At 25.3% G+C, this 24,400-nt stretch carries 41 protein-coding genes; 39 read left to right on the top strand and 2 right to left on the bottom strand.

Going from position 1 to position 24,400, the window contains the following annotated elements; all coding sequences use genetic code 11:
• Nucleotide 1 precedes the first annotated feature (1 nt).
• The 37 genes from rpe to rplQ all read left to right on the top strand — a co-directional run bounded on the left by rpe (nucleotide 2) and on the right by rplQ (nucleotide 21,307).
• Nucleotides 2-676 (top strand): ribulose-phosphate 3-epimerase, encoded by a 675-nt coding sequence (rpe, locus tag RJI84_RS01845; RefSeq protein ID WP_343189052.1) that lies wholly within the window; start codon nucleotides 2-4, stop codon nucleotides 674-676.
• Nucleotides 677-737: 61 nt separating this feature from the next.
• Nucleotides 738-1,742 carry a tryptophan--tRNA ligase gene (gene trpS, locus RJI84_RS01840; protein WP_343189051.1) on the top strand — a complete coding sequence of 335 codons (1,005 nt, stop codon included), beginning with the start codon at nucleotides 738-740 and terminating at the stop codon, nucleotides 1,740-1,742.
• 229 nt (nucleotides 1,743-1,971) lie between these two features.
• A complete protein-coding gene (gene tusD, locus RJI84_RS01835) occupies nucleotides 1,972-2,358 on the top strand; it encodes a sulfurtransferase complex subunit TusD (RefSeq protein WP_343189050.1) in 387 nt (128 codons plus the stop codon).
• A 39-nt stretch (nucleotides 2,359-2,397) separates the two neighbouring features.
• A complete protein-coding gene (tusC, locus tag RJI84_RS01830; protein ID WP_343189049.1) occupies nucleotides 2,398-2,757 on the top strand; it encodes a sulfurtransferase complex subunit TusC in 360 nt (119 codons plus the stop codon).
• 13 nt (nucleotides 2,758-2,770) lie between these two features.
• Entirely contained in the window at nucleotides 2,771-3,058 is a 288-nt protein-coding gene (gene tusB / locus RJI84_RS01825; protein ID WP_343189048.1) for a sulfurtransferase complex subunit TusB, read from the top strand.
• Between the two features lie 82 nt (nucleotides 3,059-3,140).
• A complete protein-coding gene (gene rpsL / locus RJI84_RS01820) occupies nucleotides 3,141-3,515 on the top strand; it encodes a 30S ribosomal protein S12 (RefSeq protein WP_343189047.1) in 375 nt (124 codons plus the stop codon).
• 35 nt (nucleotides 3,516-3,550) lie between these two features.
• On the top strand, nucleotides 3,551-4,021 hold the full coding sequence (gene rpsG / locus RJI84_RS01815) for a 30S ribosomal protein S7 (protein ID WP_343189046.1): 471 nt from the start codon (nucleotides 3,551-3,553) through the stop codon (nucleotides 4,019-4,021).
• A gap of 92 nt (nucleotides 4,022-4,113) precedes the next feature.
• Nucleotides 4,114-6,228 (top strand): elongation factor G, encoded by a 2,115-nt coding sequence (gene fusA / locus RJI84_RS01810; RefSeq protein WP_343189045.1) that lies wholly within the window; start codon nucleotides 4,114-4,116, stop codon nucleotides 6,226-6,228.
• A 60-nt stretch (nucleotides 6,229-6,288) separates the two neighbouring features.
• Complete coding sequence (gene tuf / locus RJI84_RS01805) at nucleotides 6,289-7,473, top strand: elongation factor Tu (protein WP_343189044.1); 1,185 nt, start codon at nucleotides 6,289-6,291, stop codon at nucleotides 7,471-7,473.
• Nucleotides 7,474-7,688: 215 nt separating this feature from the next.
• The gene (gene rpsJ / locus RJI84_RS01800; RefSeq protein ID WP_343189043.1) at nucleotides 7,689-8,000 is read left to right on the top strand and encodes a 30S ribosomal protein S10; all 312 of its coding nucleotides are present in this window, start codon (nucleotides 7,689-7,691) and stop codon (nucleotides 7,998-8,000) included.
• A gap of 47 nt (nucleotides 8,001-8,047) precedes the next feature.
• Nucleotides 8,048-8,692 (top strand): 50S ribosomal protein L3, encoded by a 645-nt coding sequence (rplC, locus tag RJI84_RS01795; protein WP_343189042.1) that lies wholly within the window; start codon nucleotides 8,048-8,050, stop codon nucleotides 8,690-8,692.
• A 1-nt stretch (nucleotide 8,693) separates the two neighbouring features.
• The gene (gene rplD / locus RJI84_RS01790) at nucleotides 8,694-9,308 is read left to right on the top strand and encodes a 50S ribosomal protein L4 (protein WP_343189041.1); all 615 of its coding nucleotides are present in this window, start codon (nucleotides 8,694-8,696) and stop codon (nucleotides 9,306-9,308) included.
• Entirely contained in the window at nucleotides 9,298-9,597 is a 300-nt protein-coding gene (locus tag RJI84_RS01785; protein WP_343189040.1) for a 50S ribosomal protein L23, read from the top strand. The genes rplD and RJI84_RS01785 overlap by 11 nt, the downstream gene beginning before the upstream one ends.
• Nucleotides 9,598-9,624: 27 nt before the next feature.
• Nucleotides 9,625-10,443: a 50S ribosomal protein L2 gene (rplB, locus tag RJI84_RS01780; RefSeq protein ID WP_343189039.1), complete on the top strand. Its 819-nt coding sequence runs from the start codon at nucleotides 9,625-9,627 to the stop codon at nucleotides 10,441-10,443.
• Nucleotides 10,444-10,462: 19 nt separating this feature from the next.
• The gene (rpsS, locus tag RJI84_RS01775) at nucleotides 10,463-10,768 is read left to right on the top strand and encodes a 30S ribosomal protein S19 (RefSeq protein WP_343189038.1); all 306 of its coding nucleotides are present in this window, start codon (nucleotides 10,463-10,465) and stop codon (nucleotides 10,766-10,768) included.
• Nucleotides 10,769-10,783: 15 nt separating this feature from the next.
• Nucleotides 10,784-11,113 (top strand): 50S ribosomal protein L22, encoded by a 330-nt coding sequence (rplV, locus tag RJI84_RS01770; RefSeq protein ID WP_343189037.1) that lies wholly within the window; start codon nucleotides 10,784-10,786, stop codon nucleotides 11,111-11,113.
• Nucleotides 11,114-11,137: 24 nt separating this feature from the next.
• Entirely contained in the window at nucleotides 11,138-11,842 is a 705-nt protein-coding gene (gene rpsC / locus RJI84_RS01765) for a 30S ribosomal protein S3 (RefSeq protein WP_343189036.1), read from the top strand.
• 16 nt (nucleotides 11,843-11,858) lie between these two features.
• The gene (gene rplP, locus RJI84_RS01760; protein WP_343189035.1) at nucleotides 11,859-12,272 is read left to right on the top strand and encodes a 50S ribosomal protein L16; all 414 of its coding nucleotides are present in this window, start codon (nucleotides 11,859-11,861) and stop codon (nucleotides 12,270-12,272) included.
• A gap of 9 nt (nucleotides 12,273-12,281) precedes the next feature.
• Complete coding sequence (gene rpmC / locus RJI84_RS01755; protein WP_343189034.1) at nucleotides 12,282-12,476, top strand: 50S ribosomal protein L29; 195 nt, start codon at nucleotides 12,282-12,284, stop codon at nucleotides 12,474-12,476.
• On the top strand, nucleotides 12,469-12,714 hold the full coding sequence (gene rpsQ, locus RJI84_RS01750) for a 30S ribosomal protein S17 (protein ID WP_343189033.1): 246 nt from the start codon (nucleotides 12,469-12,471) through the stop codon (nucleotides 12,712-12,714). The genes rpmC and rpsQ overlap by 8 nt, the downstream gene beginning before the upstream one ends.
• Before the next feature lie 38 nt (nucleotides 12,715-12,752).
• The gene (gene rplN, locus RJI84_RS01745) at nucleotides 12,753-13,124 is read left to right on the top strand and encodes a 50S ribosomal protein L14 (protein WP_343189032.1); all 372 of its coding nucleotides are present in this window, start codon (nucleotides 12,753-12,755) and stop codon (nucleotides 13,122-13,124) included.
• A gap of 15 nt (nucleotides 13,125-13,139) precedes the next feature.
• A complete protein-coding gene (gene rplX / locus RJI84_RS01740) occupies nucleotides 13,140-13,469 on the top strand; it encodes a 50S ribosomal protein L24 (protein ID WP_343189031.1) in 330 nt (109 codons plus the stop codon).
• 27 nt (nucleotides 13,470-13,496) lie between these two features.
• Nucleotides 13,497-14,036, top strand: a complete 540-nt coding sequence (gene rplE / locus RJI84_RS01735; protein ID WP_343189030.1) for a 50S ribosomal protein L5 — start codon at nucleotides 13,497-13,499, stop codon at nucleotides 14,034-14,036.
• A 20-nt stretch (nucleotides 14,037-14,056) separates the two neighbouring features.
• Nucleotides 14,057-14,362, top strand: coding sequence for a 30S ribosomal protein S14 (rpsN, locus tag RJI84_RS01730; RefSeq protein WP_343189029.1), 306 nt, complete (start codon nucleotides 14,057-14,059; stop codon nucleotides 14,360-14,362).
• A gap of 44 nt (nucleotides 14,363-14,406) precedes the next feature.
• On the top strand, nucleotides 14,407-14,787 hold the full coding sequence (gene rpsH, locus RJI84_RS01725) for a 30S ribosomal protein S8 (protein WP_343189271.1): 381 nt from the start codon (nucleotides 14,407-14,409) through the stop codon (nucleotides 14,785-14,787).
• Nucleotides 14,788-14,834: 47 nt separating this feature from the next.
• The gene (gene rplF / locus RJI84_RS01720; RefSeq protein ID WP_343189028.1) at nucleotides 14,835-15,368 is read left to right on the top strand and encodes a 50S ribosomal protein L6; all 534 of its coding nucleotides are present in this window, start codon (nucleotides 14,835-14,837) and stop codon (nucleotides 15,366-15,368) included.
• 1 nt (nucleotide 15,369) lies between these two features.
• Nucleotides 15,370-15,729, top strand: a complete 360-nt coding sequence (gene rplR / locus RJI84_RS01715) for a 50S ribosomal protein L18 (protein ID WP_343189027.1) — start codon at nucleotides 15,370-15,372, stop codon at nucleotides 15,727-15,729.
• Between the two features lie 16 nt (nucleotides 15,730-15,745).
• Entirely contained in the window at nucleotides 15,746-16,246 is a 501-nt protein-coding gene (gene rpsE, locus RJI84_RS01710) for a 30S ribosomal protein S5 (protein WP_343189026.1), read from the top strand.
• A gap of 14 nt (nucleotides 16,247-16,260) precedes the next feature.
• On the top strand, nucleotides 16,261-16,446 hold the full coding sequence (rpmD, locus tag RJI84_RS01705) for a 50S ribosomal protein L30 (RefSeq protein ID WP_343189025.1): 186 nt from the start codon (nucleotides 16,261-16,263) through the stop codon (nucleotides 16,444-16,446).
• A 6-nt stretch (nucleotides 16,447-16,452) separates the two neighbouring features.
• Nucleotides 16,453-16,893, top strand: coding sequence for a 50S ribosomal protein L15 (gene rplO / locus RJI84_RS01700; protein ID WP_343189024.1), 441 nt, complete (start codon nucleotides 16,453-16,455; stop codon nucleotides 16,891-16,893).
• 12 nt (nucleotides 16,894-16,905) lie between these two features.
• Nucleotides 16,906-18,240, top strand: a complete 1,335-nt coding sequence (secY, locus tag RJI84_RS01695; RefSeq protein ID WP_343189023.1) for a preprotein translocase subunit SecY — start codon at nucleotides 16,906-16,908, stop codon at nucleotides 18,238-18,240.
• Between the two features lie 34 nt (nucleotides 18,241-18,274).
• Entirely contained in the window at nucleotides 18,275-18,391 is a 117-nt protein-coding gene (gene rpmJ, locus RJI84_RS01690) for a 50S ribosomal protein L36 (RefSeq protein WP_343189022.1), read from the top strand.
• Between the two features lie 35 nt (nucleotides 18,392-18,426).
• Entirely contained in the window at nucleotides 18,427-18,783 is a 357-nt protein-coding gene (gene rpsM / locus RJI84_RS01685; protein ID WP_343189021.1) for a 30S ribosomal protein S13, read from the top strand.
• A gap of 27 nt (nucleotides 18,784-18,810) precedes the next feature.
• Entirely contained in the window at nucleotides 18,811-19,203 is a 393-nt protein-coding gene (gene rpsK / locus RJI84_RS01680) for a 30S ribosomal protein S11 (RefSeq protein WP_343189020.1), read from the top strand.
• Between the two features lie 27 nt (nucleotides 19,204-19,230).
• Nucleotides 19,231-19,851, top strand: a complete 621-nt coding sequence (gene rpsD / locus RJI84_RS01675; RefSeq protein WP_343189019.1) for a 30S ribosomal protein S4 — start codon at nucleotides 19,231-19,233, stop codon at nucleotides 19,849-19,851.
• 27 nt (nucleotides 19,852-19,878) lie between these two features.
• A complete protein-coding gene (locus RJI84_RS01670; protein WP_343189018.1) occupies nucleotides 19,879-20,874 on the top strand; it encodes a DNA-directed RNA polymerase subunit alpha in 996 nt (331 codons plus the stop codon).
• 49 nt (nucleotides 20,875-20,923) lie between these two features.
• Nucleotides 20,924-21,307 (top strand): 50S ribosomal protein L17, encoded by a 384-nt coding sequence (gene rplQ / locus RJI84_RS01665; RefSeq protein ID WP_343189017.1) that lies wholly within the window; start codon nucleotides 20,924-20,926, stop codon nucleotides 21,305-21,307.
• Nucleotides 21,308-21,388: 81 nt separating this feature from the next.
• On the opposite strand, the gene fmt is transcribed toward rplQ, so the two are convergent.
• Nucleotides 21,389-22,339, bottom strand: coding sequence for a methionyl-tRNA formyltransferase (gene fmt / locus RJI84_RS01660; RefSeq protein ID WP_343189016.1), 951 nt, complete (start codon nucleotides 22,337-22,339; stop codon nucleotides 21,389-21,391).
• Nucleotides 22,312-22,836, bottom strand: a complete 525-nt coding sequence (gene def, locus RJI84_RS01655; RefSeq protein WP_343189015.1) for a peptide deformylase — start codon at nucleotides 22,834-22,836, stop codon at nucleotides 22,312-22,314. Before def ends, fmt begins: the two co-directional genes overlap by 28 nt.
• Before the next feature lie 162 nt (nucleotides 22,837-22,998).
• On the opposite strand from def, the gene RJI84_RS01650 reads away from it, so the two are divergent.
• Both RJI84_RS01650 and aroE read left to right on the top strand, forming a co-directional pair.
• Nucleotides 22,999-23,568, top strand: a complete 570-nt coding sequence (locus RJI84_RS01650) for an L-threonylcarbamoyladenylate synthase (RefSeq protein ID WP_343189014.1) — start codon at nucleotides 22,999-23,001, stop codon at nucleotides 23,566-23,568.
• Complete coding sequence (gene aroE / locus RJI84_RS01645; protein ID WP_343189013.1) at nucleotides 23,561-24,400, top strand: shikimate dehydrogenase; 840 nt, start codon at nucleotides 23,561-23,563, stop codon at nucleotides 24,398-24,400. The genes RJI84_RS01650 and aroE overlap by 8 nt, the downstream gene beginning before the upstream one ends.

Genomic DNA, 24,400 nt, shown 5'->3' with positions numbered 1-24,400 from the left:
TATGAAACAATTTTTCATTGTACCTTCAATTTTGTCAGCTAATTTTTCTAATTTAGGACATGATATAAAGAGTGTAATAAAATACGGTGCTGACTTAATTCATTTCGATATTATGGATAATCATTATGTAAATAATTTAACTTTCGGTCCTGTTGTATTACAGTCTTTGAAAAAAAATGGTGTTGAATTTAATGCAGATATACATTTAATGACACATAAAGTAGATAATTTAATTCCAATTTTTGCGAAGCAGAAAGTAAGTTTTATAACTTTTCATCCTGAGTCTACTTTTCATATAGATAGTACTATATCTTTAATAAAAAGTTTTGGATGTAAAGCTGGGATAGCTATTAATCCTGCTACTTCTTTATCTTGTTTAGAATATACTATCGATAAATTAGATTTAATTCTTATTATGTCTGTTAATCCTGGTTTTGGAAAACAAAAGTTTTTAACATATATTTTAAAAAAAATTGAAAAAGTTAGAAAATTAATAGACTCATATAATAATAATATTGTTTTACAAGTTGATGGAGGAATAAAAAAAGATAATATACTAAATTTATTAAATGCCGGCGCAAATTCTTTTGTTATTGGGTCTGAAATTTTTTGTTCTAAAAATTGTAAAAGTACTATTTTAAAAATAAAGAATATTATAAACAAGTTTTTAAAATAAAAATTGGTTTTTTTAACAAAAAGTTTTATATTTTTAATTAACATATGTGTACTTATATTCTATGAAAAATGTGAAGTGTAAAAAAAAAATTTTATTTAGTGCGGTGCAACCAACGGGATTTTTAACATTAGCAAATTATTTAGGAGTATTGAAACATTGGAAAGATTTTCAAAATAAGTATAGTTGTATTTTTTGCATTGCTAATTTACATTCTTTAACAAATTTAAACACTAGCATTAATATTAAAAAAAATATTTTAGATACTTTAGCGTTTTATTTGGCTTGTGGTGTGAATCCTAGCAAAAGTATAATTTTTATACAATCAGATATTAATGAACACTGTAAAATGAATTGGATTTTAAATTGTTTTTCTTATTTTGGTGAATTAACTAGGATGACTCAATTTAAAGATAAATCTAAGAAAAATAAAAACGTTAATATGGGTCTTTTAAATTATCCTATTTTGATGATGTCAGATATATTATTATATAATAGTAATTATGTATCTATTGGAGATGATCAAAAACAACATTTAGAACTTACTAAAGTAGTTGCGAAAAGATTTAATAATTTATATGGAAAAGTTTTTTCTATTCCTAAAAATATAGTTTTTGATAGAGGGTCTAGAATTATGTCTTTGTGTGATCCTGTTAAAAAAATGTCTAAGTCCGACAGCAATGAAAAAAACAGTATTTTTTTGTTAGATAGTAGAAAAAATATTAGTGAGAAAATAAAATGTGCTATTACAGATTCAGACAACCCTTCAAAAATATTTTATGATAAAAAAAATAAACCAGGTGTTTCTAATTTATTGAATATTTTTTCTATACTAACTAATAATACTATTTTAGAATCAGAAAAACTATTTTTTGATTATGATTATTATAGTTTTAAAAAAAAGTTATCAGATATTGTTTGTAATGAGTTATGCAAGTTACAAGACAGATATTTTTATTTTAGAAAAAATGAGAAAGATTTGTTAGATATATTATGTATTGGTGCAAAGCAGGCATCTATTATAGCAAAAAAAACACTAAAACTTGTAGAAAAACAATTTTTTTTTTAAATTGTAATTTCGTTTATAAGAATATATTTTAATATTTTGATTATAAAAATATTTATATATTTTTTATATTGAGAGATTGAACAAAAATATTTTATTAAAATTATTTTTTTATAATTTTTATAATTATATAAGATATCGTATTTTAATATTTGCACATAATTTTTTTTTATTTTTTATTTTTTAAAATATTTCACAACTCTAAAATTTTTTATTATATTATTTTAATTTTATGCAATATACTATATTAGTTACTGGACCTATTTATGGAACACAAAATTCTATTAGTTCTTTTTTATTTGTTAAAAGTTTAATAAAAAAAAAACACATTGTTAGAAGTATATTTTTTTATGCAGATGGTGTTTACAATGCTAATATTATGAGTAGTCCTAATTATAATGAAATAGATTTATTAAAATTCTGGAAAAAAATATCTATTGAAAATAATATAATACTAAAATTATGTATTGGATCTTCTATAAAAAGAGGACTCATTATAAAAAATTTAGTTAAGAAAAAAGGAATTTTAACACGCAACGTAGATGAAAATTTTAAATCTATGGGGCTGTTAGAGTTATCAAAAGATATTATTTTGTCTGATCGTGTAGTTCAATTTTAAAATTGTATTTATTTTATAAATATAGTTGAGTTTCTATATATGAAAAATGTAGCTTTTTTATTTTGTAGATCGCCCTATGGGAAAATAGATTCTAAAGAAATGTTAGATTTGTATATGTCAATTTCTTTAGCAATAAAACAAACTGGTGTTTTTTTTTTAGGAGATGGAGTGTTTCAAATATTAGATAAACAACACCCTGAAAAGATTTTTTTACACAATTTTTTTAAGTCTTTTTCTTCTCTTCTAAGAAGTCAAAATAGTAGTTTATATTTATGTAAAGATTCTTTGAAAGATAGAGGTATTAAGTTTAATCAAAAATTTTTAGTTAATGTTAATATTTTAACAAATAAATTTTTTAGAAAAAAGTTAAATTTGTTTGATCTTATTATTAATTTCTAAATAGGATTTATATATGTTACATATTTTTATTAATTCTCCATTTAACGTTGACATTAATAGTTTATGCAACTTAATAAATAAGGAGGATGATATAATAGCTATACAAGATGGTGTTATTATTTCTTTAAAAAATAATATTTTTTTAAGAAAGATAATAAGTTTTTCTAAAAATTTGTATGTATTAAAGGAAGATTTAGATGCTAGAGGTTTAGTTACAAAAATTTCTAAAAATTTTTCTATAGTTAATTATTCAGATTTTGTAAACTTAACTGTAAAAAATAAATCACAAATAAGATGGTAATACAAATTATAAGATGTTCTAAAAAATAACATTTATACTGTTTATTTTTTATTGATTAAAAACTATGAGAATATAATATTTTATGTCTACTATAAATCAATTAGTAAGAAATCCAAGAAGAAAAAAGATTTATAAAAGTAATGTTCCTGCATTGTCAAAATGCCCTCAAAAACGAGGAGTATGCACAAAAGTATATACTACTACTCCTAAAAAACCTAATTCTGCTCTTAGAAAAGTATGTAGAGTAAAGCTTACTAACGGATTTGAAGTAACAGCGTATATAGGAGGAGAGGGGCATAATTTGCAAGAACATTCAGTGATTTTAATAAGAGGTGGAAGAGTAAAAGATTTACCTGGTGTTAGATATCATGTAGTTAGGGGGTCTTTAGATTGTGCCGGTGTTAAAGACAGAAAAAAAAGTAGATCTAAATATGGTACTAAAAAATTAAAGTCATAGTATAAAAAATATTTTTTAAAATTGTAGGATTTAATATGCCAAGAAGAAGAATTATTGGAAGTAGAAGCATTTTACCTGATACTAAATTTTTGTCTGAAATTTTAGCTAAGTTTATAAACATTATTATGATAGATGGAAAAAAGTCTATAGCTGAAAATATTGTGTATAAAGCATTAAAAATTTTGTCTAATAGCACTAAGAAAAATGAAATAGATTCTTTTGAAACTGCTTTAAAAAATGTAAAACCTATAGTTGAAGTGAAGTCTAGAAGAGTAGGAGGCTCTACTTATCAAGTTCCTGTAGAAGTTAGACCGGCTAGAAGAAATACTTTAGCTATGAGATGGATAATAATTTCAGCTAGAAAGAGAAAAGATAAACATATGTACTTAAAACTTTATAACGAATTATATGATGCTATTAATAAAAAAGGAGAAGCTGTAAAGAAGAAAGAGGAAGTACATAGAATAGCTGAATCTAATAAGGCTTTTGCTCATTATAGATGGTAACTATGTCTTTTTATTAATATATAACATTCTAAAAACATATTTTGTTAAATTTATTTTTATATTTTGAAAATATAATAAGATTATAAAATTACATGTCTCGAAAAACTAAAATTTCACATTATAGAAATATAGGCATTAGTGCTCATATTGATGCTGGAAAAACAACTACTACAGAAAGAATTTTATTTTATACTGGTGTCAATCATAAAATTGGAGAAGTTCATGATGGTAAAGCTACAATGGACTGGATGGAACAAGAACAAGAAAGAGGCATCACTATTACTTCAGCTGCTACAACTACGTTTTGGTCTGGAATGTATAAACAGTTTGAACCACATAGAATTAATATAATAGATACTCCTGGGCATGTAGACTTTACAATAGAAGTTGAAAGGTCTATGCGAATATTAGATGGTGTAGTAATGATATATTGCGCTGTGGGGGGAGTTCAACCTCAGTCAGAAACTGTATGGAGACAATCTAATAAATATAAAGTCCCTAGAATTGCTTTCATTAATAAAATGGATAGAATAGGAGCAAATTATTTTAATGTAATTTTTCAAATAAAAGAAAGATTTAATATAAACATAGTTCCTATACAAATTCCTATTGGTTCAGAAGATAATTTCGTAGGAGTAATAGATTTAATAAAGATGCAATCTGTCATTTGGGATGATAAAGATAGAGGCATTGAATTTAAATCTTTTCCTATTTCAGATGACTTAACCAAAATTTCTAAAAAGTGGAGAAAACATTTAGTAGAATCGGTCGCTGAATTAAATGATAAGTTTATGAAAATATATTTGTCTGGTAAAAAGTTTTCTGAAAATCAATTAAAATTTGGTTTGAGAGAACTTGCTCTTAAAAACAAAATATTAATAGTAACTTGTGGCTCGTCTTTTAAGAATAAAGGTGTACAACCTTTGTTAGATTCTATAATAGACTTTTTACCTTCTCCTTTAGATGCATCATGTACAAAAGCAGATATTTTAAAAAAAAATGCTGTTGAAGGATCTTATAAAATTAGAAAATATGATGATACAGAGCATTTTTCCGCTTTAGCATTTAAAATCTCTACTGATCCTTTTGTTGGAAGTTTAACTTTTTTTAGAGTATATTCAGGCATTATTAGGTCTGGAGATGTAGTACTGAACTCTACTAAGTCTCAAAAAGAAAGATTGGGAAGATTGGTGCAAATGCATGCTAATAGAAGAGAAGAAATTAAAGAAGTTAGATCTGGAGACATTGCTGCAGCTATAGGGTTAAAAAATGTAACTACTGGAGATACTTTGTGTGATCCTAAAAAAGAAATAATTTTAGAAAAAATGGAGTTTCCTGATCCAGTAATTTCTATAGCAATAGAGCCTGATACGAAAGCGGACCAAGAAAAGATGGGGATTGCTTTAACTAGATTAGCTAAAGAAGATCCGTCATTTAAAATGTTTATAGATCATGAATCTAATCAAACTATAATAGCTGGAATGGGGGAGCTTCATTTAGAAATAATTGTAGATAGAATGAGGAGAGAATTTAATGTATGCGCTAATGTAGGTAAGCCTAGAGTTGCATATAGAGAAACTATTAAAAATAAAGTAGAAAATATTGAGGGCAAGTATATAAAACAATCCGGAGGGAGGGGGCAGTATGGACATGTAGTTATAGATGTATTTCCTATAGAAATAAATTCAGAAAATTATAAATTTATTAATAATATAAAAGGAGGAGTAATACCATCAGAATATATTTCTGCAATAGATAAAGGAATAAAGGAACAACTAAATTCCGGTCCTTTAGCAGGGTATCCTGTGGTTAATATCGGAGTTAGATTGCATTTTGGCTCTTATCATGATGTAGATTCTTCAGAATTAGCATTTAAATTTGCTGCTTCTATTGCTTTCAAAAGAGCTTTTAAATTAGCTAATCCAATATTGTTAGAACCTATTATGAAAGTAGAAATAGATACTCCAGAAAAATATATGGGTGATGTAATTGGAGATCTCAATAGAAGGAGAGGAATTATAGAAAAGCTGGATAACAACTTAAATAATAAAATAATTGTTTCTAAAGTTCCATTGTCAGAAATGTTTGGATATGCTACTGATCTTAGATCAAAAACTCAAGGTAGAGCTATATATTCTATGGAATTTTTGAAATATTCAGAAATTTCTGAAAATATCACTACTAAGATTTTAGAAAATAAAAAATAATTTGTTTTTTATTTTAATTAATATTAATTTTAATATATTAATAAAACTAGAGTATATAAAATGTCTAAAAAAAAATTTGAGCGTATTAAACCTCATGTAAATGTTGGCACAATAGGTCATGTAGATCATGGTAAGACGACGTTAACTTCAGCGATTACAACAGTACTATCAAAAAAATATGGTGGGTCTGCTAAAACATTTGAACAAATAGACAATGCTCCAGAAGAGAAATCTAGAGGAATAACTATAAATACATCCCATGTAGAATATGATACTTTAAACAGGCACTATGCACATGTAGATTGCCCTGGTCATGCTGATTATATAAAAAACATGATTACAGGAGCCGCACAGATGGATGGAGCTATATTAGTTGTTGCGGCTACTGATGGTCCTATGCCTCAGACTAGAGAACACATATTATTAGGAAGGCAAGTTGGGGTGCCTTATATAATAGTATTTTTAAATAAATGTGATATGGTTGAAGATGAAGAACTATTAGAATTAGTAGAAATGGAAGTAAGAGATTTATTAACAGAATATGACTTTCCTGGTGATAAAACACCTATAATAAGAGGATCTGCTTTAAAAGCTATAGAAGGTGTTGAAAAATGGGAAAATAAGATTATAGAATTATCTAATTTTTTAGATAAGTATATTCCAGATCCTAAAAGACATATTAATGAGCCATTTCTACTTCCTATTGAAGATGTTTTCTCTATATCTGGAAGAGGAACAGTAGTTACCGGAAGAGTTGAAAAAGGTATTATAAAAGTAGGTGAAGAAGTAGAGATAGTAGGAATAAAACCCACATCAAAGACTATATGTACTGGTGTAGAAATGTTTAGAAAACTTTTAGATGAAGGAAGGGCGGGTGAAAACGTAGGAATATTGTTAAGAGGTACTAAAAGAGATGATATAGAAAGAGGTCAAGTTCTATCTAAGCCTGGAACTATAACTCCTCATAAAAAGTTTCAGTCAAAAGTGTATGTTTTATCTAAGGAAGAAGGAGGAAGACATACTGCTTTTTTTAAGGGATATAAACCTCAATTTTATTTTAGAACTACTGATGTGACAGGTCTTATAGAATTACCTGATTCTTTAGAGATGGTAATGCCTGGAGATAATATTGATCTTACAGTTACATTAATATATCCAGTTGCTATGACAGAAGGATTAAGGTTTGCTATAAGGGAAGGAGGAAAAACTGTAGGAGCTGGTGTAGTTTCAAAAATTATTGAATAAATATCTTTTTTAGAAAAAGAGGATTTTTTTAGATACCTCTTTTTCTATGTTTATAGTTTATACTAGTTTTTAATTTTTATATTTGATACAATTTATTTTTTATATAACTTTTTATTGAAAAAAAATTATTTTTAAAAATTTATATTTTTTTCTTTTATACATTAGATGTTATATTAGTGTATAAACAACTTTTTTAGAAACGAATGTAGGTTATTATGAATAGTCAAAGAATTAGAATTAGGTTGAAAGCTTTTGATCATAGATTAATAGATCAATCTACAGAAGAAATAGTAGATACTGCTAAAAGGACAGGAGCACAAGTTAGAGGTCCTATTCCACTGCCTACTAGAAAAGAAAAGTTTACTATATTAGTGTCACCTCATGTTAACAAAGATGCTCGTGATCAATATGAAATATGTACGCATAAAAGATTGATAGATATTGTAGAGCCTACAGAAAAAACTGTAGACGCGTTAATGAGATTAGATTTGGCTGCTGGAGTGGATGTACAAATAGTATTAGATTAATTTAAAATTTTATACAAAATAACAAAATTTATTATAGGTAATTTTATATGGTAGGATTGGTTGGTAAAAAAGTAGGTGCTTCTATGATTTTTTTAGAAAATGGAGATTTGGTGCCTGTAACTGTGATAAAAATTACTAAAAATAGAATAGTGCAAATAAAAAATTTAAAGAATGATTTTTATTCTGCTATACAGGTTACTACAGGTGAAAGAAATATAAATAAAATTAATAAACCTACAGCTGGTCATTTTATTAAACATAATGTTTTAGCTGGTAGAGGCTTATGGGAGTTTAGAGTACCAGACACAAAAAATTTTTCTGTAGGTCAATCTATAAGTATAAATATTTTTAAAAATATTAGTATGGTAGACGTAACTGGTTTTTCTAAAGGTAAAGGTTTTTCAGGAACAATAAAACGATGGAATTTTAAATCTCAAGATAGTAGTCATGGGAATTCATTATCTCATAGAGCCCCTGGTTCAATAGGACAGAATCAAACGCCAGGACGAGTTTTTAAAGGAAAAAAAATGTCTGGACATTTAGGTAATAATAGAGTAACTATACAAAATTTAAAAATAGTTTCTATTGATAATAATAATTTTTTGTTTGTGAAAGGCACTGTTCCAGGCCCCTCTAATGGAGATGTTATTGTAAGACCATCTATAAAAACAAGAGGTAAAAAAATTAGTTAATATGAAATTATTGCTGAAAGATTGTATTAGTGATTACGTGGATGTATCTAATTTTATATTAAATAGGTCTTTTAATAAAAAACTTATACATCAAGTATTGCTATCATACATTGCTCTTAGTAAAAAAGGAACCAAAGCACAAAAGTCTAGATCTAACGTATCTGGTTCTGGTAAAAAACCATGGAAACAAAAAGGTACTGGAAGAGCAAGAGTTGGATCTATAAGAAGCCCTATATGGAGATCAGGGGGTGTAACTTTTGCAGCTGAACCTAAAAAGAGTTGTGTAAAGATAAATAAAAAAATGTACAATGGAGCTATGAAAAGTATTTTTTCTGAATTAATAATAAAAAATAAGATAATAATTTTTAAGAAATTCTGTATTACTTATCCAAAAACTAAATTATTAATGGAAAAATTAAAATTTACTGAAAACAAAAAAACTTTGGTAATACTAAATAGTTTTGATAAAAATTTATTTTTAGCATCTAGAAATATTGATAGAATTATGGTTATAGAAGTTAGGTTTATGAACCCATTAGTTTTATTATCTTATGATCTTATAGTTACAACGGTTGATACATTTAAAAAAATAGAGAATAATTTTAATGAAATTTGAAGAGCGTATTTTTAAAATTTTCAGAGGAATTCATGTATCTGAAAAATCCTCTGCAGTATCTAAAAAAAACAATATTTTTGTAATAAAAGTTTTAAAAAATTCTACTAAAAAAGAAATTAAGACAACATTAGAAAAATTTTTTAAGGTAAATGTTTTAAAAGTTAACACTTTAATTGTAAAAGGTAAAAAAAAGAATAATAGAAAAAGCAGTATTAGTAAAATAAATTTTAGAAAAGATTGGAAAAAAGCATATGTAACTTTAAAAAAAGGTGACATTATAAATTTTTAAATATATTTTTAAAACTTAGGATTTTGTATGATATTAAAAAAGGTAAGGCCCACTTCTCCGGGCAGAAGGCATCTAATCAAAGTAGATAGTTCTAATTTATGTAAGAAAAGGCCTATAAAACGTTTGTTATTTAAAAATGTTAAAACAGGGGGTAGAAATAACTCAGGTAGGATTACTACAAGGCATATAGGAGGTGGGCATAAAAAAAAATATAGAAAGATAGATTTTAAAAGAAGAAAAGATAATATATTAGCTATTGTAAAACGAATTGAGTATGACCCCAACAGATCTTCTAACATTGCATTAATTTTATATAAAGATGGGACTAAAAGTTATATATTAGAACCTAAAAATATTAAAGTAGGTGATACTGTAATATCTGGAGATAATGTAGAGATTAGAATTGGTAATTGCCTAAGCATAAAAAATATACCTACTGGAGAATATATACATAATATAGAACTTAGACCGGGCAAAGGAGCTCAAATTTCTAGATCTGCTGGTAATCACGCGCAGATTATATCAAAAGAAAAAAAATATGTATCAATTAGATTACGATCTGGTGAACTGCGTAAAATATATTCTCGTTGTAGAGCTACTATAGGTGAAGTAGGAAATACTATACATATGTTAAAAAAACTTGGTAAGGCCGGTGCTAAAAGGTGGGCTGGAGTGCGTCCTACTGTTAGAGGTACTGCTATGAATCCAGTTGATCATCCTCATGGAGGTGGAGAAGGTAGAAATTTTGGTAAACATCCTGTTAGTCCCTGGGGTAAGCAGACAAAAGGTAAAAAAACTAGAAAAAATAAAAGAACACAGAAATTTATTATACATAACAAAAATTAATTTTTAAGGATAATTTTTTATGCCAAGATCTTTAAGAAAAGGTCCTTTTATAGATGAAAGTTTATTTAAAAAGGTAAAAAAAGCAGTAAAATTAAAAGATAGAAAACCAATAAAAACTTGGTCTAGACGTTCTACTATTTTCCCTAATATGGTAGGGTTAACTATTTTAGTACACAATGGTAAAAAACATATACCTATTTTTATAACTGAAGAAATGGTTGGGCATAAGTTAGGAGAATTTTCTATAACTCGAACTTATAGAGGACATAATATAGATAAAAAAGTTAAGAAAAATGTTTCTGAAGATCCTAAACAAAAAGTTTAAATTGGAGAAAATTTAATGGAAGTTTATGCTATACATAAAAAAGCTAATTCTTCTGCACAGAAAGTGAGGATAATATCGAATTTAATATTAGGTAAAAAAGTTTCTTTAGCTATGAACATATTAGAATTTAATAAAAAAAAAGCTTCCAATTTGATAATTAAAGTATTAAATTCTGTGATTGCTAATGCAGAACATAATTACGGATTAGATGTTGATAAATTAAAGATTATTAGAATAAATATAGATGAAGGCCCAATGATGAAACGTATGATGCCGAGAGCTAAAGGTAGAGCTGATAGAATATTTAAAAGAACTAGTCATATAAAAATAGTAGTGTCTGAATAAAATTTTAAACATGAGGTTTTTAAAATGGGTCAAAAAGTTAATCCTAATGGAATGAGATTAGGAATTATAAAACATTGGAATTCCATTTGGTTTGCTAATAAAAAAAATTTTGCTAAGAATTTACAAAATGACTTTAAAGTAAGAGAATTTATTTTTAAAAAATTGATAAGAGCTTCTGTGTCTAAAGTAGTTATTGAAAGGCCGTCTAAAAGTGTTAAAATAACTATATTTACTTCTAGACCTGGTATAGTAATAGGAAAAAAGGGTGAAGATATAGAAAAAATTAGATTAAAAATAGTTGATCTTATAAAAACACCAGTTCAAATTAACATATCAGAAGTTAAAAAACCCGAATTAGATGCAAAACTTGTTGCTAATAATATAAGTTTACAATTAGAAAGAAGAGTGATGTTTAGAAGGGTTATGAAAAGGTCAGTACAAAATGCTATGAGGCAAGGTGCTAAAGGAATAAAAGTGGAAATTAGTGGAAGACTTGGAGGCGCGGAAATAGCAAGAAGAGAATGGTATCGAGAAGGTAGAGTTCCTTTGCACACTTTAAGAGCTGATATTGAATATAGTGCTTCTGAAGCTCATACTACATATGGCATTATTGGTGTAAAAGTATGGATATTTAAAGGAGAAATTCTAGGTAAAATGGATGTAATGTTAAAATTAGAAAAACCTATAGTGAGGTTTAGAAAACAATATAGGAATAGAAGAAATAGATGAAGGAGTTTGTTATATTATGTTACAACCTAAAAAGACTAAATTTAGAAAGATGCATAAAGGAAAAAACAGAGGATTATCTATAGATAGTAATGTGTGTTTTGGAAAATTTGGATTAAAAGCTATTACTAGAGGAAGACTAACGGCTAGACAAATTGAATCTGCTAGAAAAGTAATTAGTAGATTAATTAAAAAAGATGGTAAAATGTGGATAAGAATTTTTCCTGACAAACCTATTACTAAAAAACCATTAGAAGTTAGAATGGGTAAAGGAAAAGGAAATGTTGAATATTGGGTTTTTTTAGTAAAACCAGGAAAAGTTTTATATGAAGTTGATGGTGTTTCAGAAGAAATTTCTAGAAAAGCTTTTTCTTTAGCATCTTCTAAATTGTCTGTAAAGACTGTTTTTGTAAGCAGAGAAATAATTTGGTAAAAATAAATTATGAAAAAACAAATTAATAGTATTAATATACATTTATATGAACAATTAATGTCTACATTAAGGGAAGAATTTAATTTAAAACTTCAATTGTTTTCAGGAAAGTTAAAAAAGACTCATTTGTTGAAATCTTGTAGAAAAAAAATATCTAAAATAAAGTTTTTAATGAATTTTAATAAGGTTAAAACAAGTGACTAAAAACATTAAAGTATTAAAGGGTCTAGTTATTAGTAATAAAATGGATAAAACATGTACTATTTTAATAGAGCGTTTTGTCAAACACAAGGTTTATGGTAAGTTTATTAAAAGAAACATAAAGTTTAAAGTACATGATGAACATAATGTATGTAAATTAGGTGATGTTATTGAGATTTCTGAGTGTAAACCTATTTCTAAAACTAAGTTTTGGAAGTTTGTAAAGTTAGTAAGAAAATAATATAATGTTTTATATAGGATATAAAAGGTAGTTATAAAATGATTCAAGAACAAACAATTTTAAGTGTTTCAGACAACTCAGGTGCTAAACTGGCCATGTGTATTAAAGTATTAGGAGGCTCTAAAAAAAGATATGCAAATATTGGAGACATAATTAAAGTTGCCATACAAGAAGCTTCTTCACATGGCAAAGTTAAGAAGGGCGAAGTTTTAAAAGCAGTTGTAATTAGAACTAAAAAAGGTATATCTAGATTAGATGGCTCATATATTAGATTTGACAAAAATTCTTGTGTATTATTAAACAATACAGGTGAAACCCTTGTAGGAAGTAGAATTTTTGGGCCAGTGACTAGAGAATTAAGAACAGATAAATTTATGAAAATTATATCTTTAGCTCCTGAAGTACTTTAGAGGTATGTAATATTTATGTCAAAAAAAATTAGAAAAAATGATAATGTAATTGTTATTACAGGAAAATATAAAGGTAAAAAAGGCATAGTAAAAAAATTTCTTTCTTCAAATAAAGTTATTGTTAGTGGAATAAATATTATTAAAAAACACCAAAAATCTATACCAGAAAAGAACGTAATGGGAGGAATAGTTAAGAAAGAATCTTATATTCAAGTATCTAACTTAAAAATTTTTAATCATATCACAGGCAAGCCAGACAGAGTAGGATTTAAATTTTTAGATGGTAAAAAAGTTAGATTTTTTAAATCTAATAATAAGATTATAAAAAAAAATAAATTATTATAATTTAAATAAAAAATTTGGAGATTTATAGTGTTAGATCTTAGAAATGTTTATAAGAATAAGATAACAAATTATCTAATGAAAAAGTTAAATTTTACATCTGTCATGCAAGTTCCTAAAGTTGTAAAAATTACTTTAAATATTGGAGATGGGGATTGTAATGGTAATAAAAAAAATTTAAATAATATAGTTTCCGATATTACTATGATTTCAGGACAAAAACCTATTGTTACTAATGCTAAAAAATCTATATCTGGATTTAAAATAAGACAAGGATATCCAGTAGGATGTAAGGTCACATTACGTAAGAATAGGATGTGGGATTTTATAAATAGATTTATATATATTGTTGTACCTAGAATAAGAGATTTTAGAGGATTTAATAAAAAGTCATTTGATGGAATGGGAAACTATAGCATAGGTATTAAGGAACAAATTATTTTTCCAGAAATAAATTACGAAAAAGTAGATAAAACTAGAGGTTTAAATATTACCATTACAACTAATACAAATATAGATTTATATTCTTTAGAGTTGTTAAAGTCTTTAAGTTTTCCATTTAAGAAATAGATTTTATAAGGAGTATTAAAATGGCTAAAGAATCAATAAAAGCTAGAGAGTTTAAAAGAAAAAAACTTAGTAAAAAATTTTTTAATCTAAGAAAGAAGTTGAAAAAGATTATTTTTGATGTAAATACTTCTGATAGAGACAAATTGAAAACAATATTTAAATTACAGAAACTTCCTAGAGATTCTAGTGTATGTAGAATAAGGAATAGATGTTATATTACAGGTAGACCTCATGCATATTTAAGAAAGTTTGGTTTAAGTAGAATTAAGTTTAGAGAGGTAGCTATGAAAGGAGAAATACCAGGATTGAAAAAATCGAGTTGGTAAAATTAAATTTATGCAATAAAAACATTATAGGACAATTTTTAAACATGAGCATGCAAGATTCTATTAGTGATATGTTTACAAAAATAAGAAATGGTCAATTTTCAAGAAAAGTATATGTAATTGTTAAGTTTTCTAATTTTAAAAAATCTATACTGAAAGTTTTAAAAAAAGAAGGATATATAAGTAATTATATCATAGAAAATAATATAAAAATATTTTTAAAATATTTTAATGGGAAACCAGTTATAGAAAATATTAAAAAAATAAGCAAACCTAGTTTAAGAATATATAAAAATAAAAAAAATATACAAAAAGTTATTTCTGGTTTAGGAATTTCTATAATATCAACATCAAGAGGGGTTATAACTGATTTTGATGCTAGAAAATTAGGGATTGGTGGAGAAATATTATGTACAGTATATTAGTTTGTTTAAATATTTTTTTTCAATAAATTAAATTATATGGGGATAATATGTCTAGAATAGCTAAAAAACCAATTTTTATTCCTGATAATGTATATATTAAACTTAAATCTAATAAGATTTTTATAAAGGGAACATATGGCAGTTTAGAACATATAATAAGTAAGTTTGTAACTGTGAAATATGAAAAAAATTTATTAACTTTTTGTGGTAATAGCAATTACTATAGGTCCTGGATGCATGCAGGTACTTGTAGATCTTTAGTTAATTCTATGATATATGGCGTGCAAAATAAGTTTTTTAAAACACTTTTATTATCTGGAGTAGGGTATAGAGTGTCTTTAAACAAAAATATTTTAAGTTTATATTTAGGATTTTCACATAAAATAGAACATTGCTTGCCAGATGGAGTTGATGCGGTTTGCGATTCATTGACAAAAATAGTTTTGAGTGGAATAAATAAACAATTAGTCTTCCAGGCAGCTGCAAACTTACGTGCATATAGATCTCCTGAGCCTTATAAAGGCAAAGGTATTTGTTATAAAGATGAAACAGTTATTAGAAAGGAGACTAAGAAAAAATAATATGAGTGTTTTTAAAAAAAAACTAGCTAGGATGAGAAGATATTCAAAAAGTAGAAATAATTTCAAGAGGCTACAAAGTATTAGATTAGTTGTTCATAGAACTTCTAGAAATATGTATGCTCAAGTAATTTCTGTAGATAATTTTGTTATAGTATCTGCTTCTACTTTAGAAAAAAATATTAGAAGTAAATTACTTTATACAGGAAATAAAGTTTCATCTACATTAGTTGGAAAAGAAATAGCAATAAGAGCTTTAAAAAAGGGTATAAAGAATGTTTCTTTTGATAGATCAGGATTTAAATATCATGGTAGAATAAAAGAACTAGCTGATTCTGCTAGAAAACATGGTTTGAGATTTTAATAGGATGATAGTTTAAATGAAAAATATAGATAACAAAAAATCTAACGAGCTTCAGGAAAAGCTTATTGCAGTAAACAGAGTATCTAAAACTGTAAAAGGTGGAAGAGTATTTTCTTTTACAGCTTTAACTGTGGTTGGAAATAGAAATGGTAAAGTAGGATTTGGATATGGGAAGGCTAAAGAAGTTCCTTTTGCTATACAGAAAGCTATGGAAAGAGCTAGAAAAAATATGATAACATTTTTTTTAAAAAATAATACTTTACAATATGCAATAAAAAGAAGTTTTACTGGATCTACAATTTTTATGAAACCAGCTTTAGATGGCACAGGTATAATTGCGGGAGGTGCTATGAGAGCTGTTTTTGAAGTTTCTGGGGTTTTTAATGTATTCGCCAAAACTTATGGTTCTACTAATCCTATAAATGTAGTAAGAGCTACTATAAACGGATTGAAAAGTATTCAATCTCCAAATGTAGTAGCAAAAAAAAGAAACAAAAATATTAATGATTTTACATAGGTAAATTATACAGCATGAAAAAAAGGTTCGTAAAAATTATACAAATAAAGAGTTCAATAGGTATATTGCCTAAACATAAATTAACTTTATTAGGTTTAGGATTAAAGGGAATAGGTAGTTTTAAAAAACTTGAAATAAATAGCTCTATTATGGGCATGATAAATAAAATAAGTTATATTTTAAGAATAGAGGAATCATAATTTTTTATGTTATTAAAAAGTGTTTTGCTAGTAGGAAAAAGATCTAAAAGAAAAAAGAGATGTGGAAGGGGTATTGGGTCTGGTCTTGGAAAAACTTCTGGTAGAGGTCATAAGGGTCAAAAGTCTAGAAAAGGTTCTTCAATAAGAAGAGGATTTGAAGGTGGTCAAACTCCAATATATAGAAGATCTCCTAAATTTGGTTTTACTTCAAGAAAAAAAATTTTTTTTAAAGAAATAAAATTTAATAAAATTAGTAATCTATTAAAAAAATATGAATTTTTAAATCTAAATTTATTGAAAACTAATAAAATTGTTAAAAAAAATATAAAAAGCGTTAAGATAATAGGTAAAGGTAAAATTAAGAACACTATAACATTACATGGTATACAAGTTACTAAGAAATTATCTAACATGATAATAAAAATGGGTGGCGAAATAAAATATTAAATAATATATATTATGTTAAAAAAAAATAAAGTAAATATTAATAATTTAAATAACAATGTTAATGTTAATAACAACGAATTAAAAAGTAGAATCTTTTTTGTCATCTTTGCAATAGTAATATTTAGAATTGGATCTTTAATAACTGTACCTGGAATAAATATTGAAATATTGTCTGAAATAATACATCACAATTATGGCAATGTATTGAATATGATAAATATTTTTTCTGGTGGTGCTATAAAAACGGCATCTATATTTTCTTTAGGTATAATGCCTTATATATCTGCCTCTATTATAGTTCAGTGTCTTACTTTAGTAAATAGACGTTTCAAGAATATAAAAAAAAGCGGTGAAGAAGGTAAGAAAAAAATAAACAGATATATTAAGTATCTATCTTTTATAATTTCTGTGATTCAATCTGTTTGTATATCTTTTAGCCTTCCTAAAATTTATATATTTAAAGACTTAGTTATGAATCCAGGAATGAGATTTTATATTTTATGTTCCTTAAGTTTAGTTACAGGAACAATGTTTTTGATATGGTTAGGCGAATTAATTACAAAATATGGTATTGGAAATGGAGTGTCTTTAATAATATTTTTAGGAATAATTTCTGGCATTCCTAATTCTATTGTAAGTATTATAAAAAAAGTAAAGTTAGGTAATATTAATTATTCTACATTTGCTTTACTCATTTTTTTTGTATTTTCTGTAATTTTTTTTGTTACATTTATAGAAAGAAGTTTTTATAAAATAAACGTTCAATATGCGAATATTAATCAAATAAAAAAAATATCTGTTTCTAGAAACAGTTATTTACCATTAAAGGTAAATATAGTAGGTGTTATACCAGCAATATTCGCATCTAGTATAGTGTTGTTGCCATATACAATTATTTCTTGGTTAGTAAACTTTTATAGTAATAATTTTTTAATTGTCTTACTAAAATGCTTGCATCCAAATAGTTTTTTTCATACATTTAGTTATATATTTTTAATAATATTTTTTTGTTTTTTTTATACAAATTTAACTTTTAATTCTACGGATACTTCAGAAAATTTAAAAAAATCTGGAGCTTTTATTAGTGGTATTAGACCTGGAAATCATACTGCCAAATATATAAAAACAATTGTTACTAAATTAACTTTCATAGGATCTTTATATATATCCTTTGTTTGTATGATACCTGAATTTGTAAGTCACTTCTGGAGTTCTAGTTTTTATTTTGGTGGAACTTCTTTATTAATAGTTGTAGTAGTTATTATAGATTGTATTAGTCAAATACAAAATATTGTTGTTTCAAACATGTATTATAAAAATTTACATAGATCTAATAGAAGATTTTAATATAGTTAAGTTAATATAGTGAGTTTATAAAAATATGAAAGTGAGAACTTCTGTAAAAAAATTATGCAAATTTTGCAAAATAGTTAGAAGAAAAAGTGTAGTATTAGTCACTTGTAGTAATGACAAAAAACATAAGCAAAGGCAAGGATAATATAGTTTAATAAAAATTTAGGAGTTTTAGAAAATATGATTCGTATTCAAGGTATTAATATAGATGAAAAAAAACACGTTAATATAGCTTTGAGTATGGTATATGGTATTGGAAAATCTAGAGCTAATTATATTTGTAAAAATTTAAATATTTCGCATTTATTAAAAATAGGATCTTTAGATGATAAAAAACTAGAGATATTAAGAGAAGAAGTTTCTAAGTTTATTGTAGAAGGAGATTTACGAAGAGAAAAAAAATTATCTATCAAAAGACTCATGGACTTAGGTTGTTATAGAGGATTAAGACATAGAAGAGGTTTGCCTGTAAGAGGGCAAAGAACTAAAACAAATGCTAGAACTAGAAAAGGTCCTAGAAAAATATTAAAAAAATAATTTTATGGTTAAATAAAAAATATTAAAATGAAAAAAACTATATCTAAATCTAAAAAAAGCGTGAAAAGAAAGCATATAACAGATGGTATTGTACATATTCATGCTTCTTTTAATAATACAATTGTAACTATAACAGATAAAAAGGGAAATACATTAGGTTGGGCAACTTCCGGCGGGTCGGGTTTTAGAGGTTCAAGAAAGTCGACTCCATTTGCAGCACAAATTGCTGCAGAAAAATGCGCGGAAACAGTTAAATCTTATAACATTAAGAACTTAGAAGTAATGGTTAAAGGACCAGGTCCAGGAAGAGAGTCAGCAATAAGATCTTTAAATGCAATTGGTTTTAAAATAACTAACATTACTGACGTTACACCAATACCTCATAACGGTTGCAGACCTCCAAAAAAAAGAAGAGTATAAAAATTATATTGTAAGGAATAATTTAAAATGGCAAAATATTTAGGGCCGAAGTTGAAATTAAGTAGAAGAGAAGGAGTAGATTTGTTTTTAAAGTCAGGGTTAAGACCTATAGAAACTAAATGTAAAATTTCTAATCTTCCAGGTCAACATGGAGCTAAAAAGACTAGAATATCAGATTATGGTGTTCAATTTAGAGAAAAACAAAAAGTAAAAAGATTGTACGGAATTTTGGAAAAACAATTTAGAAATTATTATAAAAAAGCTTCAAATATGAAAGGTCATACTGGAGAAAATTTGTTAAAATTCTTAGAGAGAAGATTAGACAATGTAGTATATAGAATGGGATTTGGAAGTACTAGATTAGAATCTAGACAATTAGTAAATCACAAATCTATATTAGTAAATGGAAAAATAGTAAACATTCCATCATTGCAAGTAAATATAAATGATGTAATAAACATAAAAAGTTCTTGTAAATCACAATCTAGAATAAAAGCATCTTTAGAAATTTCTAAGCAATATGAAAAGTTCTTGTGGATAGATGTTGACGTTGCTGAAATGAAAGGTATTTTTAAACAAATTCCTGAAAGAAGCGATTTGTCTTCAGATATAAATGAACATCTTATAGTTGAATTTTACTCCAAATAGTATTAATTTAACAAAATGGAGGTGTCTATGTACCATAGTTTTATCTCTACTCTCTTAAAACCGAAATTAGTCGATATAAAAAAAATTGGTACAAATAAGTCTAAAATTGTTTTAGAGCCTCTAGAAAGAGGTTTTGGGCATACTTTAGGAAATGCTTTAAGAAGAATATTATTATCTTCAATTCCTGGATGTGCTGTAACAGAAGTTTTTATAGATGGAATATTACATGAATACAGTATTAAAGATGACGTTAAAGAAGATATAATAGACATTTTATTAAATTTAAAAGAACTTCCTATAAAAATTCACAGTAAAGATATGGCTATTATGAAACTAGAAAAGAAAGGAGAGGGTTCTGTTTTAGCTTCTGATATTTCTCATAATGGAGACGTTGAGATTACTAAATTAAATCATTTTATTTGTAGTTTAACTACAAAAAAGTCTGACATTAGTATGAGAATTAAAGTAGAGAAAGGAATAGGATACTCTCCTGCTTCGTCTAGAGTAAATACTAATGAAAAGAGTAAAGATTGTGCTATAGGAAGATTGTTATTAGATGCCTGGTATAGCCCAATTAATCATATCTCTTATAATGTAGAGTCAGCTAGAGTACAACAAAGAACTGATTTAGACAAGTTAGTAATTTTTATAGAAACTAATGGAACAATTGATCCAGAAAGTGCTATAAGATATGCATCTACCATCTTATCTGAACAATTAGAATCTTTTATATATTTAAGAGATTTAAAGAAAGATAAAATAATAGAAGAAAAACCTAAATTTGATCCAGCTTTGTTAAGACCTGTAGACGATTTAGAATTGACTGTTAGATCTGCTAATTGTTTAAAAGCAGAATCTATTCATTATATTGGTGATTTGATACAAAAAACAGAAGTAGAATTGCTAAAAACTCCAAATTTAGGAAAAAAATCTCTTACTGAAATAAAAGATATTTTAGCTGCAAGAAATTTATTTTTAGGAACACAGTTGAAAAATTGGCCTCCTAAAGATTTGTTAGAATAAAAACATGTGTTTTTTATAAATTTTTAAATTTTTTTTTGGAGATTTTTTTATGAGACATAAAAAGTCTGGCAAGAAGTTTAATCGCACAAGAAGTCATTTTAAGTCTATGATGAGAAATATGATATGTTCTTTATTTAAATATGAAAGAATTAAAACTACTTTATCGAAGGCTAAAGAGCTAAGAAGGTTTTCAGAAAAAATAATTACAATAGCAAAAATTGATTCCTTGCATAATAGAAGGACAATTTTTTCTAGAATAAGAGATATGGTATTAGTAAAAAAACTGTTTTCAGATATATCTCCTTTTTTTTTAAATAGACCAGGGGGATATACAAGAATTTTAAAATGCGGTTTTAGAAAAGGAGATTGTTCTTTAATGTCATACATAGAATTAGTAGATAGAAATAAAAAAAAATTTTTAAAAAATAAATAATATGTAATTTTTTTTTTAAATGTTATAAAATAGTAGTTTTGATATACAATTATTATTTATAGAAACTATTTTAATTTCTTTTTATAAAATAGTTTCTCCGATTTGAAAAAAATTTTTATATCCATTATATATATCTATAGAATTTATCATTTTTTTCCCTTCGAATTGTATTTTTTTTATTATTAAACAATTTTTTTTTGTACTTATATATATTCCATCTTTTAAAATTTTTATTATTTTTCCACATGAATATTCTTTGCTATTTATAAAAACTTCAGATTGAAACACTTTTATTCTTTTTTTTTTAAAAAAAAAATAACTTCCTGGGCTTGGATAGAATGCTCTTATAGATCTTTCTAAATATTTTGCAGTATTATTCCAATTGATTTTTGTTTCATGTCTAGAAATTTTATGTGCATAAAAATATTTTGTTTTATCTGTTTTTTGTTTTAATGTTTTTTTTCTTTTAAAAATGTTAATTAAAGAAATAAACATAGATTTAATACCGATATTGCACAATTTTTTAGATAAGCTTAAAAATGTATCATTTTTGTATATTTTACATGTTTTTATATTTAAAATGTTTCCTGAATCAAATTTTTGATTTATAGAGATAATACTTACTCCAGTTTTTCTATCTCCATTTAATATTGCTCGTTGTATAGGTGCAGGTCCACGCCATTTAGGTAATATAGAAGGATGTATATTTAAAGCTTTCATAGGAAATATTTTTATTATATTTTGTGGTATTTTAATTCCATATGCTACTATTATCATTATATCTGGTTTTTTTTTTTGAATTTTTTTTACGATTTTATTATTGTTTAAATTTTTTTCTAAAATCATGGGAATAGAATTTTTTAAACAATTGTTTATTAATTTAGAAATATATTTGTTTTTAATAGAGATTTTTTTTGTCATAACATATACTATTTTATGTTTTGATTTTACTAACGCTGACAAATATTTTTCTGCAAAATCTGTAGTTCCTGCAAAAACTATTTTTAATTGTTTATTAACTTTTGTTTGCATATTTTTTTATTTATTTTTTCTATCTTTTTTTTAATGATGTTTTTTTTAAGTGTAGAAAGATGATCTATAAATAATTTTCCTGATAAATGATCTATTTCATGTTGTATACATATTGATAATAAAGATTTAGCATATATTTTTATATTTTTTCCAAAATAATTTAGAGCTTCTATTTCTAAATATTTATATCTAGGCACAATAGCTTGTTGATTTGGAAATGATAGGCATCCCTCTATTTTTAATATTTTTTTTTTTTTCTTTATTATTTTTGGATTTATTATAGTAATTTTTTTATTAAATTTTTTAGTATCTAATATAGTAATTATTTGTAATGGTATGTTTACTTGTATTCCAGATAAACCTATACCATTTTCTGAAATCATAGTATAAAACATTTGATCTACTATATTTTGTATATATTTATTCACTTCTTTTACTGGTTTTGAATTTTTTCTTAAATTTTTATTAGGATATTGTAATATTTTTAATAATTTCATAATATTTATTATGTTAATAAAATTATATTCTATTTTTTAACATTTTTATTGTATCATATTATTTTTTATCTATAATATATATTATTTTAAATTTTGTAAAATAAATAAACTAAATTTTTTATATACTATTATAATTTATTAATATTTTTAAAATAGTGGTTTATGTCTATAATATATAAAAATAATCTTAAAAAATGTGTTAGAGCACTTAAAGATGGGAATGTAATAGCATATCCTACTGAATCAGTATTTGGATTAGGTTGTGATCCTGATAATAAAGATGCAGTAATGAAATTATTAAAAATTAAGAAAAGAAGTATAGATAAAGGTCTTATTATTATATCTTCAAATTATGCATATTTAAAAAAATATGTATATACTAAAGAAGTTTCAGAAAAAAATATTAAAAAATTTTATAAATTTTGGCCTGGAAATTTTACTTTGTTACATCCGGCAAAAAACACTGTACCTATATGGATAACAGGATTTTCTAAGTTAGTTGCTGTTAGAATTACTAATAACGTATATGTAAAGAGTTTATGTAAAAATTTTGGGAAAGCAATAATTTCTACAAGCGCTAATTTACACGGTTTAAAACCTTGTATTAATGTTAAAGAAATTTTTAGACAATTTGGAAATAGGGTTCATATATTGCATGGATGTGTTGGATTAAGTAAAAATACTTCTACTATAATTAATATAGTTAATGGAGAATATATTAGACATGAGTAATTTACAAAATCGTTGTTTTTGCCTTTTTGGAAACCCAGTTAGTCATTCTTTGTCTCCTGTTATTCATAAAATTTTTTCTAAGCAAATTAATATAAAATATTTTTATAGCACTATTTTAACTCCAAAAAAGTCTTTAAGTTTTTTTTTAAAGAAGTTTTTTTCACAAGAAAACAATGTTGGTGCAAATGTTACTTTGCCATTTAAAAAAAGTGTAATAAAATATGTAGATTTTTTAAGTGATAGAGCTAAAATTTCTGAGTCTATTAACACATTAAAAAAAATTGATAAAAAATTTTTAGTAGGTGATAATACTGATGGAATAGGTATTTTATATGATTTAAAACGATTAAATTTTTTAAAAAAAAATTTTAATATATTAGTGATTGGAGCTGGTGGAGCATCATATGGTATAATTCCTTACTTAATGTATAATATGAATAAAGTTTATGTTTATAATAGAACACATTATAAATCATATTTGTTAGTAAAGAAATTTAGTAATGTTGGTGAAATATTTTGCTTAAAGAAAAATGAATTAAAAAATTATAATTTTAATTTGATTATAAATGCTACTTCTAGTGGCATATATGGACAAATTCCTGATATATCTAGTTCAATAATTTCAGAAAATGTCTATTGTTATGATTTATATTTTAAAAAAATAGGATATACTCCTTTTTTACAGTGGTGTAAAAAACATGGATCTTTACATGTACAAGATGGTATAGGCATGTTAGTTAGTCAAGCAGCATATTCTTGTTTATTATGGAACAAAAAACTACCAAATATAGAAAATTCTTTAAAAAGTTTGAAAAATAGTATAAAAATTTAA

This window comes from Buchnera aphidicola (Chaitoregma tattakana) (assembly GCF_039370165.1).
Taxonomy (GTDB): Bacteria; Pseudomonadota; Gammaproteobacteria; order Enterobacterales; family Enterobacteriaceae; genus Buchnera_G; species Buchnera_G aphidicola_F.
This window is presented reverse-complemented; position numbering and strand designations above follow the sequence as displayed.

Coding starts and splice junctions, on each gene's coding strand:
- rpe (WP_343189052.1), top strand. CDS start 2: ATGAAACAATTTTTCATTGTACCTTCAATTTTGTCAGCTAATTTTTCT.
- trpS (WP_343189051.1), top strand. CDS start 738: ATGAAAAATGTGAAGTGTAAAAAAAAAATTTTATTTAGTGCGGTGCAA.
- tusD (WP_343189050.1), top strand. CDS start 1,972: ATGCAATATACTATATTAGTTACTGGACCTATTTATGGAACACAAAAT.
- tusC (WP_343189049.1), top strand. CDS start 2,398: ATGAAAAATGTAGCTTTTTTATTTTGTAGATCGCCCTATGGGAAAATA.
- tusB (WP_343189048.1), top strand. CDS start 2,771: ATGTTACATATTTTTATTAATTCTCCATTTAACGTTGACATTAATAGT.
- rpsL (WP_343189047.1), top strand. CDS start 3,141: ATGTCTACTATAAATCAATTAGTAAGAAATCCAAGAAGAAAAAAGATT.
- rpsG (WP_343189046.1), top strand. CDS start 3,551: ATGCCAAGAAGAAGAATTATTGGAAGTAGAAGCATTTTACCTGATACT.
- fusA (WP_343189045.1), top strand. CDS start 4,114: ATGTCTCGAAAAACTAAAATTTCACATTATAGAAATATAGGCATTAGT.
- tuf (WP_343189044.1), top strand. CDS start 6,289: ATGTCTAAAAAAAAATTTGAGCGTATTAAACCTCATGTAAATGTTGGC.
- rpsJ (WP_343189043.1), top strand. CDS start 7,689: ATGAATAGTCAAAGAATTAGAATTAGGTTGAAAGCTTTTGATCATAGA.
- rplC (WP_343189042.1), top strand. CDS start 8,048: ATGGTAGGATTGGTTGGTAAAAAAGTAGGTGCTTCTATGATTTTTTTA.
- rplD (WP_343189041.1), top strand. CDS start 8,694: ATGAAATTATTGCTGAAAGATTGTATTAGTGATTACGTGGATGTATCT.
- RJI84_RS01785 (WP_343189040.1), top strand. CDS start 9,298: ATGAAATTTGAAGAGCGTATTTTTAAAATTTTCAGAGGAATTCATGTA.
- rplB (WP_343189039.1), top strand. CDS start 9,625: ATGATATTAAAAAAGGTAAGGCCCACTTCTCCGGGCAGAAGGCATCTA.
- rpsS (WP_343189038.1), top strand. CDS start 10,463: ATGCCAAGATCTTTAAGAAAAGGTCCTTTTATAGATGAAAGTTTATTT.
- rplV (WP_343189037.1), top strand. CDS start 10,784: ATGGAAGTTTATGCTATACATAAAAAAGCTAATTCTTCTGCACAGAAA.
- rpsC (WP_343189036.1), top strand. CDS start 11,138: ATGGGTCAAAAAGTTAATCCTAATGGAATGAGATTAGGAATTATAAAA.
- rplP (WP_343189035.1), top strand. CDS start 11,859: ATGTTACAACCTAAAAAGACTAAATTTAGAAAGATGCATAAAGGAAAA.
- rpmC (WP_343189034.1), top strand. CDS start 12,282: ATGAAAAAACAAATTAATAGTATTAATATACATTTATATGAACAATTA.
- rplN (WP_343189032.1), top strand. CDS start 12,753: ATGATTCAAGAACAAACAATTTTAAGTGTTTCAGACAACTCAGGTGCT.
- rplX (WP_343189031.1), top strand. CDS start 13,140: ATGTCAAAAAAAATTAGAAAAAATGATAATGTAATTGTTATTACAGGA.
- rpsN (WP_343189029.1), top strand. CDS start 14,057: ATGGCTAAAGAATCAATAAAAGCTAGAGAGTTTAAAAGAAAAAAACTT.
- rpsH (WP_343189271.1), top strand. CDS start 14,407: ATGAGCATGCAAGATTCTATTAGTGATATGTTTACAAAAATAAGAAAT.
- rplF (WP_343189028.1), top strand. CDS start 14,835: ATGTCTAGAATAGCTAAAAAACCAATTTTTATTCCTGATAATGTATAT.
- rplR (WP_343189027.1), top strand. CDS start 15,370: ATGAGTGTTTTTAAAAAAAAACTAGCTAGGATGAGAAGATATTCAAAA.
- rpsE (WP_343189026.1), top strand. CDS start 15,746: ATGAAAAATATAGATAACAAAAAATCTAACGAGCTTCAGGAAAAGCTT.
- rpmD (WP_343189025.1), top strand. CDS start 16,261: ATGAAAAAAAGGTTCGTAAAAATTATACAAATAAAGAGTTCAATAGGT.
- rplO (WP_343189024.1), top strand. CDS start 16,453: ATGTTATTAAAAAGTGTTTTGCTAGTAGGAAAAAGATCTAAAAGAAAA.
- secY (WP_343189023.1), top strand. CDS start 16,906: ATGTTAAAAAAAAATAAAGTAAATATTAATAATTTAAATAACAATGTT.
- rpmJ (WP_343189022.1), top strand. CDS start 18,275: ATGAAAGTGAGAACTTCTGTAAAAAAATTATGCAAATTTTGCAAAATA.
- rpsM (WP_343189021.1), top strand. CDS start 18,427: ATGATTCGTATTCAAGGTATTAATATAGATGAAAAAAAACACGTTAAT.
- rpsK (WP_343189020.1), top strand. CDS start 18,811: ATGAAAAAAACTATATCTAAATCTAAAAAAAGCGTGAAAAGAAAGCAT.
- rpsD (WP_343189019.1), top strand. CDS start 19,231: ATGGCAAAATATTTAGGGCCGAAGTTGAAATTAAGTAGAAGAGAAGGA.
- RJI84_RS01670 (WP_343189018.1), top strand. CDS start 19,879: ATGTACCATAGTTTTATCTCTACTCTCTTAAAACCGAAATTAGTCGAT.
- rplQ (WP_343189017.1), top strand. CDS start 20,924: ATGAGACATAAAAAGTCTGGCAAGAAGTTTAATCGCACAAGAAGTCAT.
- fmt (WP_343189016.1), bottom strand. CDS start 22,339: ATGCAAACAAAAGTTAATAAACAATTAAAAATAGTTTTTGCAGGAACT.
- def (WP_343189015.1), bottom strand. CDS start 22,836: ATGAAATTATTAAAAATATTACAATATCCTAATAAAAATTTAAGAAAA.
- RJI84_RS01650 (WP_343189014.1), top strand. CDS start 22,999: ATGTCTATAATATATAAAAATAATCTTAAAAAATGTGTTAGAGCACTT.
- aroE (WP_343189013.1), top strand. CDS start 23,561: ATGAGTAATTTACAAAATCGTTGTTTTTGCCTTTTTGGAAACCCAGTT.